This window comes from Streptomyces sp. NPDC040589 (assembly GCF_055594445.1).
The window spans coordinates 1-14,538 of record NZ_JBVIWP010000018.1 but is presented as its reverse complement, the minus strand read 5'-3'; the positions used below and the strand labels follow the sequence as shown (position 1 = coordinate 14,538).

At 72.5% G+C, this 14,538-nt stretch carries 12 protein-coding genes; 6 read left to right on the top strand and 6 right to left on the bottom strand.

Annotation, left to right across the window (positions count from 1 at the left end; genetic code table 11):
• Positions 1–4 precede the first annotated feature (4 nt).
• On the top strand, positions 5–1,315 hold the full coding sequence (locus tag ACZ58V_RS40875) for an ABC transporter substrate-binding protein (RefSeq protein WP_468194213.1): 1,311 nt from the start codon (positions 5–7) through the stop codon (positions 1,313–1,315).
• A 46-nt stretch (positions 1,316–1,361) separates the two neighbouring features.
• On the opposite strand, the gene ACZ58V_RS40870 is transcribed toward ACZ58V_RS40875, so the two are convergent.
• A complete protein-coding gene (locus ACZ58V_RS40870; RefSeq protein ID WP_471296420.1) occupies positions 1,362–3,272 on the bottom strand; it encodes a hypothetical protein in 1,911 nt (636 codons plus the stop codon).
• 201 nt (positions 3,273–3,473) lie between these two features.
• Positions 3,474–4,859 carry a transcriptional regulator gene (locus ACZ58V_RS40865; protein WP_468194207.1) on the bottom strand — a complete coding sequence of 462 codons (1,386 nt, stop codon included), beginning with the start codon at positions 4,857–4,859 and terminating at the stop codon, positions 3,474–3,476.
• A gap of 306 nt (positions 4,860–5,165) precedes the next feature.
• Here ACZ58V_RS40865 and ACZ58V_RS40860 point away from each other — a divergent pair, with 306 nt between their 5' ends.
• The 3 genes from ACZ58V_RS40860 (at position 5,166) to ACZ58V_RS40850 (ending at position 8,323) form a co-directional block, all read left to right on the top strand.
• Positions 5,166–5,828 carry a bifunctional DNA primase/polymerase gene (locus ACZ58V_RS40860; RefSeq protein WP_471296472.1) on the top strand — a complete coding sequence of 221 codons (663 nt, stop codon included), beginning with the start codon at positions 5,166–5,168 and terminating at the stop codon, positions 5,826–5,828.
• A gap of 114 nt (positions 5,829–5,942) precedes the next feature.
• Entirely contained in the window at positions 5,943–6,734 is a 792-nt protein-coding gene (locus ACZ58V_RS40855) for an ABC transporter ATP-binding protein (protein WP_468194204.1), read from the top strand.
• Positions 6,731–8,323 carry a transporter gene (locus ACZ58V_RS40850; protein WP_471296417.1) on the top strand — a complete coding sequence of 531 codons (1,593 nt, stop codon included), beginning with the start codon at positions 6,731–6,733 and terminating at the stop codon, positions 8,321–8,323. Before ACZ58V_RS40855 ends, ACZ58V_RS40850 begins: the two co-directional genes overlap by 4 nt.
• A gap of 20 nt (positions 8,324–8,343) precedes the next feature.
• Here ACZ58V_RS40850 and ACZ58V_RS40845 read toward each other — a convergent pair whose 3' ends face one another.
• A complete protein-coding gene (locus ACZ58V_RS40845) occupies positions 8,344–9,270 on the bottom strand; it encodes an alpha/beta fold hydrolase (RefSeq protein WP_471296415.1) in 927 nt (308 codons plus the stop codon).
• Positions 9,271–9,796: 526 nt separating this feature from the next.
• Entirely contained in the window at positions 9,797–10,489 is a 693-nt protein-coding gene (locus ACZ58V_RS40840) for a metal-dependent transcriptional regulator (RefSeq protein ID WP_215120741.1), read from the bottom strand.
• 281 nt (positions 10,490–10,770) lie between these two features.
• Between ACZ58V_RS40840 and ACZ58V_RS40835 the strand changes: the two genes are divergently transcribed.
• Positions 10,771–11,526 (top strand): SIS domain-containing protein, encoded by a 756-nt coding sequence (locus tag ACZ58V_RS40835; protein ID WP_468194195.1) that lies wholly within the window; start codon positions 10,771–10,773, stop codon positions 11,524–11,526.
• 16 nt (positions 11,527–11,542) lie between these two features.
• Here the strand turns inward: ACZ58V_RS40835 and ACZ58V_RS40830 are convergent, their stop codons facing one another.
• Positions 11,543–12,943 carry a PAS domain-containing protein gene (locus ACZ58V_RS40830; RefSeq protein ID WP_468194192.1) on the bottom strand — a complete coding sequence of 467 codons (1,401 nt, stop codon included), beginning with the start codon at positions 12,941–12,943 and terminating at the stop codon, positions 11,543–11,545.
• A gap of 465 nt (positions 12,944–13,408) precedes the next feature.
• On the bottom strand, positions 13,409–14,077 hold the full coding sequence (gene pdxH / locus ACZ58V_RS40825) for a pyridoxamine 5'-phosphate oxidase (RefSeq protein ID WP_471296411.1): 669 nt from the start codon (positions 14,075–14,077) through the stop codon (positions 13,409–13,411).
• Positions 14,078–14,360: 283 nt separating this feature from the next.
• On the opposite strand from pdxH, the gene ACZ58V_RS40820 reads away from it, so the two are divergent.
• Positions 14,361–14,538: citrate/2-methylcitrate synthase (locus tag ACZ58V_RS40820; protein WP_471296469.1), on the top strand; the 178-nt coding region annotated here is incomplete at its 3' end.

Below are 14,538 nucleotides of genomic sequence, written 5' to 3'. Positions count from 1 at the left end.
AACCATGACCGGCAGGCGACGCACCCGAAGCACATTCCTCCCCGGCCACCTCACCCGTCACGCCAGAAAAGGCGTCCTCTCCGCGGGCACGGCGGCCGCGTGCGCGTCGCTCCTCGCCGGCTGCGGGGTCGTCCCCGGCACCACGGGGGATGCCGGGGACGATCCGATCACCGTCATGACCTGGGCGCCGCAGGACACCAAGGCCACCAACAAGCCCGGCATGCCCGCCTTCGCCCACGCGTACGCCCGCTGGATCAACGCCAAGGGCGGGATCAACGGCCGCAAGCTCAACGTGCTGACCTGCAACGACCACAACGACAGCGTGGCCGCCGCCAAGTGCGCCCGGCGGGCCGCCAAGGAGAACGTCGTCGCGGTCGTAGGATCCTACAGCCAGTACGCCGACTCCTTCTTCCCGTCCCTGGAGGGCGCGGGCATCCCGTACATAGGCGGCTACGGCATCACCAACGCCGAGTTCACCAGCCCCCTGTCCTACCCCGTCAACGGCGGCCAGCCCGCGCTGCTCGCCGGTCTCGGCAGATCCCTGGCCGGCTGCGGGCCGGTCGCGCTGGTGCGGCCCGACACCATCGCGGGCGACCAGCTGCCTCCGCTGCTCGACTCCGGCCTCAAGGCGGGCGGGCACACGGCGGCCCGGGACCAGCGGGCGGCGGAGGACGCCACCGAGTACGACGGCCAGGCCGAGCGGGCGCTGGAGACGACGACCGCCGCCCCCGGGGACGAGGGGTGCGTGGTGCCCGCCCTCGGGGACCGCAACGGCACCTTCATGGACTCCTTCCGGCGGGCCCGCGAGGACTATCCCGACGTACGGACGGCCGCCGTGCTCGGCAGCGTCGACCAGACGGTGATCGACGCGACCGGCGGCGCCTCGGGGCCGTACGAGGGCTCCTACATCACCGGCTGGTACCCCGTGGCGAGCGATGCCCGCTGGGACGGGATGAAGCAGGTGATCAAGGAGGAGGCCTTCGGCGACAACCGCATCGACGCCGCGGACGCCGGAGTGCAGACCACATGGATCGCCTACACCGTGTTCAAGAAGATCGTCGAGTCGCTCGGCGGCGGCGAGGTGAGCGCCGACACGGTGACGGAGGCCCTCGACGACGGCCTCAGGGTCAGCACGGGCGGGCTCACGCCGACGCTGCGGTGGCGGTTCCAGGACAAGCTCGCGGCCGTCGGCTTCCCGCGTCTGGTGAACGCGAACGTGACCCTTCAGGTGGTGCGGGAAGGGCGGCTGGTGTCGGCGCGGAAGGGCTTCGTCGACACGACGAGGACCCTGCAGAACGCCGACGTGAACTACTGAGTCCCGCTCAGCGGTTCGCGCCCGGATCGGATCACGTCACCTCACGTCACAGCTGCGTCGGCTGACGCTCGGTCAGGCCGTACGTCTTCGCTATCGCGTTCCACAGCCCGGCCGCCTTGGTCTTCTCCGTGCTCGCGACACCGCTGGCCTTGTTGCCTGCCACGGTCTGGCCGGTGGCACGGGCCTGGCCCTTCCTGCAGCCCTTCTTGCCCGCGGTCTGGTCGGCCCAGGCCGCGTAGTGGTTGTCGGCCGACGCCGAGGCCTGCCACGCCTTGGTGAGGGCGGTGGTCAGCGCGGCGTGGCCGGGCAGCTGGTCGACCGTGATGCCGGAGAGCCGGGTGACCAGCTCGGTGCGCTGCTTGGCCGCGTCGCGCAGGTTCTTGGCGGCCTGGGGCAGGTTGTCGCAGCCCTTGACGTCGGCCACCGCGTTGATCACGGTGCTGCGGCTGTCGCCACTGTCGGCGAGCAGCTTGTCCAGCTCGACCGCCTGCGCGCGGGCCGGGTCGGCGGAGGGTGAGGCGGAGTCGTCCGTCGCGGGCGCCGAGGCGGCCACGGTCTTGTTGTTGTCGCCGCCGTCGTCGTCCCCGCCTCCGCCGGCGGCGAGCAGCGCGCCGGCGCCCACGCCGAGGACGGCGATGCCGATGCCGACGGCCGCGATGACCGGAACCCGCGAGCCGGTCCGGCCGCCGCGCCCGGACCGCCCGCCGCCGGAGTGGCCGGGCGGGGCGTACGAGGGCTGAGGCTGGGGCTGCTCGAAGCGGGGCATCTGCTGCGTGGCCCCGGCCGGGCTCTCGGCGCCGTGGTCGCTGCGGAAGAGGTTGTCGAACTCGGCGGGCGGCTGCTTGTCCCCGCCGGGCACCGGCGCGATGTACTGCGTCGCCTCGGCGTCCGGATTCGAGGCGGGCGGCAACGGCCCGGCTCCGGCCCGGGGCGCGGTCCCCAGGAACGTGGTGGCTTCGGGGTCGTGACCGGTGGGCGTCTCGGGCGGCAGCGCACCCGGGCCCACCGGGGGTATGTACTGCGTCGCTCCCTCATCCGGGGCCGCGACGACGGGCGGCAGGAACTGGGTCGCGCCCTCGTCGGCGGGCGCGGGCAGCGGTGCGCCTCCGGCGCCCGTGGACGAGGGGGGAGACCCGTACCCGTCCGTCGCGGGCGGCAGCGGGGCGCCCCCGGCGGGAGCGCCGTACGCCCCTGGAGCGGCCCCGTACGCGCCGGAGCCCGGCGCGGGAGACCCGTACCCGCCAGGCGCCGACGGCGTCGAACCGCCTGCGGCAGCGGACCCGTACGCGTCGGAGGCCGGGGGCAGACCGCCCCCGGCAGGAGATCCGTACCCGTCCGTGCTCGGCGGCAGCTGGCCTCCCCCGGCCGGGGAGCCGTACCCGCCCGCGGCAGGGGACCCGTACGCGTCGGAGGCCGGGGGCAGACCGCCCGCGGCAGGAGATCCGTACCCGTCCGTGCTCGGCGGCAGCGCGCCTCCCCCGGCCGGGGAGCCGTAGCCGTCCGTGGTCTGCGGCAGCGGGGTGCCGTACGGGCCCGGGGCCGGGGGCAGTTGGGAAGTGTCGGGCGGAGTGCCGTAGCCGGCGTACGGGTTGGGGGGCTGGGTGCCCTCCTGAGGGAGCGTGCCCGGGGCGGCGGGGTGCTGGGCGTCCCACGCCGGAGGCTCCGGGGTGGCCCACTGCTGGGACTGCTGAGGCTGCGGGGACTGCCAGCTGTTGTCCTGCGGCGGGGGCGGGGTCTGCTGGTCGGGGCCCCACGGCTGGCCCCAGGTCTGGCCCCCGGCGGGAGCGGAGGCCTGGGCCTGGCCGCTCGGGGCCGGGCCGGGCCGACGGCCCGCCGGGGTGTCACCGGGTCCGCCCGTCATCCCCGGCAGCAGGGGTTCGCCACCGTCGGAGGGCAGCACGATGCCTTCGCGCGCTTGGCGCGCCGAGGGCTCCTCGCCCTGTCCACTCTGCGTCACCGGGACTCCTACTTATGGGGGACCTTGTGAATCGTCGGGTCACGCTACCGGGTCCCCAGAGCCCCGTGCCACGCAGCACAGGGCCTGACCTCAAGCCCTGTGAGCGCGGTAACACAACCGGGTCACGGCGCGCTGTTCATGTCACCTCCTGCGCGCGCGGCGGCCGTTTCCCACACGTTCACGCATCCGCAGACCCTGTGTTCACGCCGCGGCCTGCAGGTCCAGCCGCGCCCCGAACTCCCTGACCACCGCCTCGTCCCGGTACGGCTCCAGCCGCTGCTGGAAGTCCTCCAGATACTCGGCGCCCCGGTTGGACCGCAGTCCCTCCAGCAGTTCCACGGCCTTCATGCCCGTGCTGCACGCCTCTTCGACCTCGCGCTGCTGCACCTGCGCCGTGGCCAACAGCACATAACCGATGGCCCGGCGGCGCGCCCGCGTCTCGGGATGCCCGTCCAGCGACTCCCGCGCGCACCGCGCCGCCGCGTCGGCCTGCCCCAGGTCCCGGTGGCAGTGGGCCAACTCGTCGGCGAGATAGGCCTCGTCGAAGTGCGCGATCCACACCGGGTCGTCCCCGGCGGCCGGGTCGGCCGCCTCCAGGGCGCTCACCGCGCGCCCGGCCGCGGACTGGGTGGCGCGCGCGTCGCCCATCAGGGCGTGCCCACGCGCCTCCGCCGCGTAGAACATCGACTCCGCACGCGGTGACACGCGCCCCCGCGCCCCCTCCTGCGCCGCCCTCGCCAACTGCGCGATCTCCCGCGGGTTCCCGAGCTGCGCGGCGAGATGGCTCATGGAGGCGGCGAGCACATACCCGCCGTAGCCCCGGTCCCCGGCCGCCTGGGCCAGCCGCAGCGCCTGGATGTAGTAGCGCTGCGCCAGACCGGGCTGCCCGGTGTCCACGGCCATGTACCCGGCGAGCTCCGTCAGCCGGGCCACCGCGGCGAACAGGTCCCGCCCCACCGCCTCCCGGTACGACCCGGCCAGCAGCCCCGAGACCACGCTGTTGAGGTAGTGCACGACGACCGGGCGCACATGCCCGCTGCCGTACTGGTGGTCGAGATCCACCAGCGCCTGCGTCATGGCGAGGACCGCCTGCACGTCGGACTGCCCCACGCGCGGTCCGGCCGAGCGCGACACCTGGCCGTCGGGCGCCGAGATCAGCCAGTCACGGCTGGGCTCGACCAGCGCGGACGCGGCGACGGAGGAGCCGGACAGGAAGTCCCGCCGCCCCACGTCACTGCGCCACAGCTCGCAGACCTGCTCGATGGCCCCCAGTACCGTCGGCGAGAACTGGAGACCCACGCCCGAGGCGAGGTTCTTGCCGTTGGCCATGCCGATCTCGTCGATCGTGACCGTACGGCCGAGTTTGCGGCCCAGGGCCTCGGCGATGATCGCCGGGGCCCGGCCCCGCGGCTGCTGCCCGCGCAGCCAGCGCGCCACCGACGTCTTGTCGTAGCGCAGGTCGAGGCCGTGCTCGGCACCACACATGTTGACCCGGCGGGCGAGGCCGGCGTTGGAGCATCCGGCTTCCTGGATGAGCGCCTGGAGCCGTTCGTTCGGCTGCCGAGCGACGAGCGGCCTTGCGGCCATGGCGTACCCCCTGTGGCTGCGGTGCCTGCCCACGCACCGAGTTGACGTGTCTTCCGCGGCCGAACCCCTCACGTCCCGGCGAAAAGATCCGGCCGTGAAGATCAATGCCCCGCCGACCAGGCGAAAATGCGAGGCATGTGAGGAATGCCGGGGTAACGGCTGTTGCCGGCCCCACTCGTGGCTACCCAGCTCCGGCCACCGATCCTCCTGCGCGCCCCCGCACATGCACCCATGCGCCCCGAGGACAAGGGCGGTGCTCCTCCCCGCGCACGGCGGCGGGCGTAACCCCTGGTGACGACCAGAGTTGTGTTCATCGTGGAAGAGACGATCGCCGGCACCGAAGCCGCTCAGATCCCGAAGCAGCGCGGGGAATCGCTGCTGGAGACCGCCGTCCGCTACGCCGAGGAGCGCCACTGGGACGTGTTCCCCGGCACCTGGCTGGAAGCCGTCGACGGAAGTCAGCAGTGCTCCTGCGGTGACGCCGCGTGTCCGGCACCCGGATCGCACCCGGCGCGCCCGGACTGGGCGACGCAGGCGACGGGCAGTGCGACCGTCGCGCGACGGATGTGGCAGAAGCAGCCGACGGCGTCGATCCTGCTGCCGACGGGGCGGACCTTCGACGCGATCTCCGTGCCGGAGACGGCCGGGTTCCTGGCGCTCGCGCGGATGGAGCGGATGGAGCTGACGCTCGGGCCGGTGACGCTCACGCCGGATCGGCGGATGGAGTTCTTCGTGCTGCCGGGGGCGGCGGTGAAGATCCCGGACCTGGTGCGCAAGCTGGGGTGGTCGTTGGCCTCGCTGGATCTGACCGTGCTGGGGGAAGGGGCGTATGTGGCGGCGCCGCCGACGCGGTTCGGGTCCCGGGGGGCTGTGCAGTGGGCCTGCCGGCCTACGCCTGCGAATCGGTGGCTGCCGGATGCGGAGGAGTTGATCTCGCCGCTTGCGTATGCGTGCGGCAGGGATCGATAGGCGCCCATTCGTCTGCCCGGTTGCCGTTGTGCGGCGGCTGCGGGCTGTCCGTGGTTGATCGCGCAGTTCCCCGCGCCCCTAAAAGAAGGACGTTTCTCCACCGTAGGGTTCTACGTGACGGAGGGAGACGCGGTGGGATCCAGCGCTGTACGGGTGCGAGGACTCTGGAAGCGGTTCGGGCAGCAGGTCGCTGTTGCCGGGGTCGATCTTGAGTTGCCCGCGGGCAAGTTCATCGGGCTCGTCGGGCCGAACGGGGCCGGGAAGACCACCACCTTGTCGATGGTGACCGGGCTGCTCAGGCCCGATCAGGGGACCGTCGAGGTGGTCGGGCACGACGTGTGGCGGGACCCCGTCGAGGTGAAGGCCCGGATCGGGGTGCTGCCGGAGGGGCTGCGGCTGTTCGAGCGGCTGTCGGGGCGGGAACTCCTGGCGTACAACGGGCGGTTGCGCGGGCTGCCCGGTGCCGAGGTCGACAAGCGGGCCACACAGCTCCTCGACGTACTCGATCTGGCCGGTGCCCAGCACAAGCTCGTCGTCGACTACTCGACCGGCATGCGCAAGAAGATCGGGCTCGCCACCGCCCTCCTCCACAATCCCGAAGTGCTGTTCCTGGACGAGCCGTTCGAGGGCGTCGACCCCGTCTCCGCCCAGACCATCCGGGGCGTGCTGGAGCGGTACACCGCCTCGGGCGCCACGGTCGTGTTCTCTTCCCACGTCATGGAGCTCGTCGAGTCGCTGTGCGACTGGGTGGCCGTCATGGCCGCCGGGCGGATCCGGGCCACCGGGACCCTCGCCGAGGTGCGCGGTGACGCGCCCTCGCTGCAGCAGGCGTTCCTCCAACTCGTCGGGGCGCAGAGCCGGGACGCCGGGTCCGACCTCGACTGGCTGGGCGGCGGGGCCCGGTGAGTGCCCCCGCCCTCACCCCCGTCGTCGTACGGCTGAAACTGTCGCTGCTGCGCAACGGGCTGAAGCAGTCCGGCGGGCGCAAGGCCGCCTACATCGCCTCGGCCGTCCTCGCCCTGCTCTTCGCCGCGCTGCAACTGCTCGGTCTGATCGCGCTGCGCGGGCACGCGCACGTCGAGTCGCTGGCCGTGCTGGCCGTCGCGGTCCTGGGACTGGGCTGGGCGGTGATGCCGCTGTTCTTCCCCAGCGGTGACGAGACACTGGATCCGACGCGGCTGGTGATGCTGCCGCTGCGGCCCCGGCCGCTGGTGCGGGCCCTGCTCACGGCGTCGCTGGTCGGCATCGGGCCGCTGTTCACGCTGTGCCTGCTGGTGGGCTCCGTGATCGCGGTCGCCCGGGGCGGGGCGGCGTTCGCAGTGGGGGTCGTCGCGGTCGCCCTGGCGCTGCTGGTGTGCGTGGCCTTCGCGCGGGCCGTCGCCGCCGCCAACGTACGGCTGCTGACCAGCCGCAAGGGCCGCGACCTCGCGGTGCTGAGCGGGCTCGTCATCGCCGTCGGGGCGCAGGTCGTCAACTTCGGTGCGCAGCGGCTCGGTTCGGCGGGCCTCGGCGAGCTGGACCCGGTCGCGGACGTGCTCCAGTGGGTGCCGCCGGCGTCGGCGATCGGCGCCGTGCACGCGGTGGGCGAGGGGTCGTACGGCCTGGCCGCCGTCCAACTGGCGCTGACCGCCGGTGCGCTGGTGGCGCTGCTCTCGGTGTGGTCGCGGCATCTGACCCGGCTGATGACCTCGCCCGACGGGTCCACACTGCCCACCGCCGGGACGGCCGTCCGCGAGCGGTCCTCGACCGGGCTCGGGCGGCTGCTGCCCGCGGGCCGCACGGGCACGGTCATGGAGCGCAGCCTGCGGTACGTGTGGCGCGACCCCAAGACCAAGGCGGCCTGGGTGACCTCGCTGGCCATCGGTCTGATCGTGCCGGTGTTCAACGCCTGGCAGGGCACCGGGTCCGTGTACATCGCGTGCTTCGCCGCCGGGATGCTCGGCATCCAGATGTACAACCAGTTCGGGCAGGACACCTCCGCGTTCTGGATGGTCGCCATGACGATCTCCTCACGCCGGGACGCCTACGTCGAGCTGCGCGCCCGCGCCCTGGCCCTGCTGCTGATCACCCTGCCGTACGCCACGCTCGTCACCGTGGTGACGACCGCGATGCTCGGCGACTGGCGGCGGCTGCCCGAGGCGCTGGGGCTGTCCTTCGCGCTGCTCGGCGCGATGCTCGCGACCGGGGCCTGGACGTCCGCCCGCTTCCCCTACTCCATCCCGCAGGAGGGCTACAAGAACGTCGCCCCCGGGCAGACGGGGCTCGCCTGGATCTCCATCTTCGGCGGGATGATCGCCGCCGCCGTGCTGTGCGCGCCCGTCATCGCGCTCACGATCTGGCTGAACGTGAGCGCCGAGGGCGACGACTGGACGTGGCTGCTGCTGCCGGTGGGCACGCTCTACGGGGCCGCGATCACGGTGATGGGGCTGCGGCTGGCCGCTCCGCAGACGGCCCGGCGGCTGCCGGAGATCCTGGGGGCGGTCAGCAAGGGGTGACCTGTCCGTCTCCGTGCGCCTCAGTTCGTGCTGAGGGCGTCCAGGAACGGCTCGATCGCCGCCCGCCAGGCCTCCGGCTGGTCGTAGTGCACCAGATGGCCGGCGTCGGCGACCTCCGCGTACTGGCCGCGGGGCAGGACGCGGACCATCTCCTGGGCCTCGGCGCGGCCCAGCTCGCCGTCGAGGCCGCGCACGACCAGGGCCGGGCAGCGGACCTGGGTCAGCTCCTCCCAGTGCGCGTCGTACACCCAGGTCTCGCGGGAGCGGAGCATCTGTTCCGGTTCGAAGACGGGGCGCCAGCCGTCCGGGGACTCGGCCATGACCTCGGCGTAGAACGCGCCGCGGGCCGGGTTGGGCCGCTCCACCCAGGGGTCGTCCTCGCCGAACCACTTGCGGACGTCGGCGAGCGTGGCGAAGGGCAGCGGCCAGGACTGGAACCACTGGTCCCACTCGCGCTGCGACGCCGCGCCGAGCGCGGAGGCCCGCATGTCGCAGATGATCAGCCCGCGGACCAGGTCCGGGCGCTTGGCGGCGAGCTGCCAGGCGGTCAGCGCGCCCATGGCATGGCCGATGAGGACGACCGGGTCGAGCCCGAGCTGTTCCAGAGCGGCCTCGACGTCGTCGACGTAGGCGTCACGGGAGAAGGCCCCCTGCGGGGGCTTGTCACTGCGGCCGTGGCCGCGCTGGTCGAGAGCGACGGCGCGGTACCGGCCGGAGAGCCAGCGGGCGGTGGACGCCCAGTGCGAGGCGCGGCCCATCAGCCCGTGCAGTAAGAGCACGCCCGGGGAGCCGTTCGCCGCGGTGTGCGCGCCGGGCGTGCGCTGCGGGTCGTGCGAGTGCTGTGCGTCGTGCGGGTCGTGCGCCGGATCGGTCTTGGGCGGGTCTCCGAACTCCCAGGCCGCGAGGCGTACGCCGCCCGTCCCGGTCACGTCGATGCGTCGCGCCATGTCCTGGCACCCCCCAAGCTTCGCGCGGACCGTGGTCGTCTCCGGCCGTTCGGTCCTGTGAACCGTGTTCTGCCTGCTGCGCCTTCTTGCCGTGCCGTGCGTCACCCGCACACTATCGAATGCCCATTCGAGAATGCCGTTCTCGCGGACAACACCCCTCGTTCGAGTGACCGCCCCCAGGGATTGATAGCCGCTGCCGAGGGGAGATCTTCAGCGGGAGGCGGACCGCTCGGGGAAACCGGTCCGTAGGGGATGACCTTGAGAGCTCGGGGCTCCGGGTCAGCACAGGGGAGGACAGGCCCCGGCGCCACAAGGCGCCGGGGCCCTCCACATCTCCACGGCACATCCTCCCGCCCCCTCCCCGGCCGGGCGACATCACTGTCGAGCCACGGCCAAGAGCCCTCAGGTCATATGCCTCACGCGACAGCGTCGCACGGGAAGCGGACGAGCGCTGCCATTCGGCGGACTGAATCCTGGATACGACGGGATCACGCCAACGCCACCGGCGCGGTCGCCCCGGCCGGGCTCAGGGCTTGGCGACGAACACGTGGGACGCCACCTCCGACTCCAGCTCGGCCGCCTCGCCGCCGCTGCCCACGAGCACACCGCCCGCCGACTCGGTCACGCTGACCACCGAGCCGGGCTGCACGCCCGCCCGCCGCAGCGTGTACATCAGCTGGGCGTCCGTCTGGATCGGCTCGCCGATCCGGCGCACCACGACCGTCTTGCCCTCGGCGCCCGGGTCGAGCGTCGCCAGCGACACCATCCCCTCGTCCAGGAACGGGTCGGCGCCGTCCTTCTCGCCGAGCTCCTCCAGACCGGGGATCGGATTGCCGTACGGCGACTCCGTCGGGTGCCGCAGCAGCTCCAGCACGCGGCGCTCCACGGCCTCGCTCATCACGTGCTCCCAGCGACACGCCTCGGCGTGGACCTGCTCCCACTCCAGGCCGATCACGTCGACGAGCAGACACTCGGCGAGCCGGTGCTTGCGCATCACGCGCGTGGCGAGACGGCGGCCCTCGTCGGTGAGCTCCAGGTGCCGGTCGCTGGCGACGGACACCAGACCGTCGCGCTCCATCCGCGCCACGGTCTGGCTGACGGTCGGCCCGCTCTGGTCCAGCCGCTCGGCGATACGGGCGCGCATGGGGACCACGCCCTCTTCCTCCAGCTCGAGGATGGTGCGGAGATACATCTCCGTGGTGTCGATCAGTCCGGACATACGTGCCCCTCGAGTGAGTTCTGCCGGAGGCTGGACGGCTCACCGGCGCGTGCGCTGGCCCTGCACCCAATTCTGCCGGATACCACCGACAACCGTGCCGCGGGAGGGAAAGCAGGGGATTACTCGGCCGGGCGGAGGGGTACGGACTTCCCCTTCGAGGGCCCCGGAGCCCCGCTGAGCACCCTGGACCCGGCCGTCACGACCGTCTTGACACCGCACTGGTCCAGACCGCACCGTATGCGCGACATGCGCCCACCGAGGCCATCCTGAAGGGACCCCGTATGAGCGACCGCGCGCCGGCCGGCCAGTTCCTCGACGCCGCGATCGACCTGCTGCGGCGGGTCCGCGACGAGGAGGCCGACAGCATCACGGCCGCCGGCACGCTCCTCGCCGACACCGTCGAGAGCGGAGGCCGCCTCTTCGCCTTCGGGGCCGGGCACTCCTCCCTCGCCGCGCAGGACCTCGTCTACCGCGCCGGCGGTCTCGCCCTCATGAACCTGCTCGCCGTGCCGGGCGTCGTCGGCGTCGACGTCATGCCCGCGCCCCTCGGCTCCGCCCTGGAACGCGTCGACGGCCTCGCGAGCGCCGTCCTGGACAGCTCCCCGCTCCGCGCCGGCGACGCCCTCCTGATCATCTCCCTGTCGGGGCGCAACGCCCTACCCGTGGAAATGGCCATGAAGGCACGCGCCCTGGGCGTACGCGTCATCGGCGTGACCTCGGTCGCCTACGCCTCGGAGACCGAGTCCCGGCACGCCTCGGGGACGTACCTCAAGGACCACTGCGACCTCGTCCTCGACTCGAAGATCGCGGTCGGCGACGCCGAACTCACCCTCGACAACGTCCCGGCCCCCTTCGCCCCCGCCTCCACGGTCGTCACCTCGGCCCTCCTCCAGGCCGTCATGGCCACCACGGCCGCCACCCTCGCCGACCGCGGCCTCGAGCCCCCGCTCCTGCGCTCGGGGAACGTCGACGGCGGGCACGAGTGGAACGGCCGCGTGATGGAGCGGTACCGGGACCGGATCTTCTACCGGCACTGAGAGCACCAGGCCGGTTTCACACCGGCTCGTCCGACAACCCCGCGAGATCAAGAGCCGCCGCGATCCGTACCGCCACGTCCTCGGCATACATCGCGTCGGACCGCTCGAACGCGCTGCGCCCGGCTCCCCGCAGGAACGTCACCACACCCAGCGTCCGTCCCCGGCTGCGCAGCACCGCGCACAGCGCGTGCACCGCGTCCGGCGGCCACTGCCGGGCCTGCGCCCACAGCCGGGCCTCCTCGGGCGACGCGGCCCCCGCACTCGCCCGCCGCGCGCCGACCCGCTCCACGCACTGCAGGGCCGGATGCCCCTCGGCATACCGCGCGGGCAGCCCCGCGTGGCCCGAGAGCTTGCTCGGCCCCGGGGCGCCGGAGGGAGTGGCGGCGACCCGCACCAGCCGTACCGGCCCCTCGGTCTGCGTGTCGACGAGCGCGCCGCCCGCCACCCGGTCGATCAGCGCGTGGTCGGCGAACCCGGCCAGGGCGAAGTCCAGGTGGACCGTCGCCGCCTCCGCCGGGTCCTCGCACTCGGCGGCGGCCCGCGAGGCCCGGTGCAGCTGCTGCGTACGGAACCGCAGCAGCGACGCCTCCTGCTCGCTCTGCTTGGCCTCCGTCACATCCTGGAACAGCCACCCCACACCCAGCGGAACCGGCTCCTCCGCGAGCGGCGAGGCCAGCCGTACGAAGCCGCTGCGCCAGCACCGCCGCCGCTCCCCCTCCGGCATGCGCACGCCCACCCACACCTCGGCGGGCGCGGGCGGCGCGCCCTCGGCCAGCACATGCTGCAGCGCGCTCTCCAGCTCCTCCACGCCCTGCGACAGCAGATCCCCGAGCGGACGGCCGAGCACGGACGTACGCCCCGTGCCCAGCGCCTTGGCCGCGTGCGCGTTCACCACGGCCGGCCGCAGGTCCACATCCACGAGCACGACGCCCCAGCTGGCGTCCTCGAACAGCGCCTCGCTCAACGCGATCGACCGCTCCAGATCGATCTGCGCGTGCACCTCGCTGAAGGCGCAGTACACACCCGCCGGCTTCCCGTCAGGCCCCCGCACGGCCGCCGACTGGGTCCGTACGAGCACCCGCCCGCCGTCCTTCGTCAGCAGCGCGAACTCGTGCACCTGCCGGCCCGGGGCGTGCATCGCGGACAGCAGCCGGCTCTCGACCTCCTCGGCGTCCGCGCTGCGCACGGCCCATCCGGCCAGGCCCCGCCGCCCCACGGCCTCGTCCGCGCTCCACCCGAGGATCCGCTCGGCCTCACGGTTCCAGTGCGTCACGACACCGTCGGCGTCGAAGGCGCACAACGCCGCGTCCATCCCGTCCAGCAACGCGGCAAGCAGATCGGACCCGTCCGAACCGTCCCGCTCGGGCTCGTCGGGCCCCAGTTCGTCGGTGGTCCCACTACGCCGGGAAGCACTCACCTGGACCCCCTGCAGGCTGCGTCCGCACGTACCGCACGTCGGTTCGCTACTTGCAATCATTCAACTGGAACGTGACCCAGCGCACACCGTGTTCCCACAACATTGAAAGAATCGTTGTACGAGGGCATTCCCCACGCCATCCGCTGACGAACACCCCGCCTCCCGCTCGGCCCGGAGTCAAGGTCTCAGAAAAACGGTTGATCCGAGGCCGATCGGTTTTTTAGGGTTCCAGGTACACGAGAGAGGAGGTGGTTCGGCAGATGTATGAGAACCGGACGCGTGAGGTGGCTGCGGGCTAGCGGCCCGACACCACACACAGTGCGGTGCCGGACCAGCGCGTGAGCGAAACGCGCAGCCGGCCCAATCTCCAGCAGTCACCCGACCCGCGAGCCGCCGGTACGTCCGGCCGGCCCTCCTTTGGAGGACCAGGCTCGCGGGTCGTCTGCGTTCGAGCCGCCTCCGGCCTCAGGGACTCAGCCGCTCCACCCGCCAGCTCCCGTCCGGCCGCTCCACGTAGCGCAACCGGTCGTGCAGCCGGTTCTCGCGGCCCTGCCAGAACTCCACCGTTTGCGGGGCTACCCGGAAGCCGCCCCAGTTCGGCGGTACGGGCACCTGCTCGCCCTCCGGATAGCGGGCGGCCAGTTCGGCGTACGCGTCGTCGATGTCGGCACGGGAGGAGATCACGGAGGACTGGGCGCTGGCCCACGCGCCCAGCTGTGAGCCGTGCGGCCGGGTCCGGAAGTACGCCGCCGTCTCGTCCCGGCCGGTGCGCCGCGCGACACCGGTGACGAGGACCTGCCGGGCCATGGGATGCCAGGGGAACAGCAGCGAGACGTACGGGTTCTCCGCGAGGTCGCGGGCCTTGCGGGAGTCGTAGTTCGTGTAGAAGACGAAGCCCTGCTCGTCGAAGTGCTTCAGCAGCACGGTACGGGCGCTGGTCCGACCCTCGGCGTCGGCCGTCGAGACGATCATGGCGTTCGGCTCGAACAGCCCGCCGTCCGTCGCGGCCTGCTTGAACCAGCGCGCGAACTGCTCGACGGGGGTGGCGGCCAGCTCGGTCTCGGAGAGCCCCTCGGCCCGGTACTGCTTGCGCATCGAGGCCAGATCGAAGGGGACGGCATCGCGGTCGGTCACCCGGTCATCTTGCCGTATGGACGGTGTCCTTCGTCACTGCGTGGCACTGAGTGCCGTGAACCCTCCCCAAAGGTGGCACTCGGGGATATCGTTCTGATGCCGTTCGGGTTGGGTGACCGCCAGCCGCACGGGGCATCACAGGGGAGACCGGCCAGGACCGCGAGTCGCCGCACGACCGTGGATCCTCCGGACGGCCGCCCGCTTCGCAAGCTGACTGACACATGGTTCACACGTCTCACCCCACCAGACACCATCTGTCACTTACATCATGAGGAGCCGCCTGATGTCCGACTTCGTACCCGGGCTCGAGGGAGTAGTCGCGTTCGAGACGGAGATCGCCGAACCGGATAAGGAGGGCGGCGCACTCCGGTACCGGGGCGTCGACATCGAGGACCTCGTCGGGCATGTCTCCTTCGGCAACGTCTGGGGCCTGCTCGTCGACGGCGCCTTCAACCCCGGCC

Bases quoted from the DNA above. Each gene is read 5' to 3' on its own strand.
- ACZ58V_RS40875 (WP_468194213.1), top strand. From the start codon at position 5: ATGACCGGCAGGCGACGCACCCGAAGCACATTCCTCCCCGGCCACCTC.
- ACZ58V_RS40865 (WP_468194207.1), bottom strand. From the start codon at position 4,859: ATGGCCGCAAGGCCGCTCGTCGCTCGGCAGCCGAACGAACGGCTCCAG.
- ACZ58V_RS40845 (WP_471296415.1), bottom strand. From the start codon at position 9,270: ATGGCGCGACGCATCGACGTGACCGGGACGGGCGGCGTACGCCTCGCG.
- ACZ58V_RS40840 (WP_215120741.1), bottom strand. From the start codon at position 10,489: ATGTCCGGACTGATCGACACCACGGAGATGTATCTCCGCACCATCCTC.
- ACZ58V_RS40835 (WP_468194195.1), top strand. From the start codon at position 10,771: ATGAGCGACCGCGCGCCGGCCGGCCAGTTCCTCGACGCCGCGATCGAC.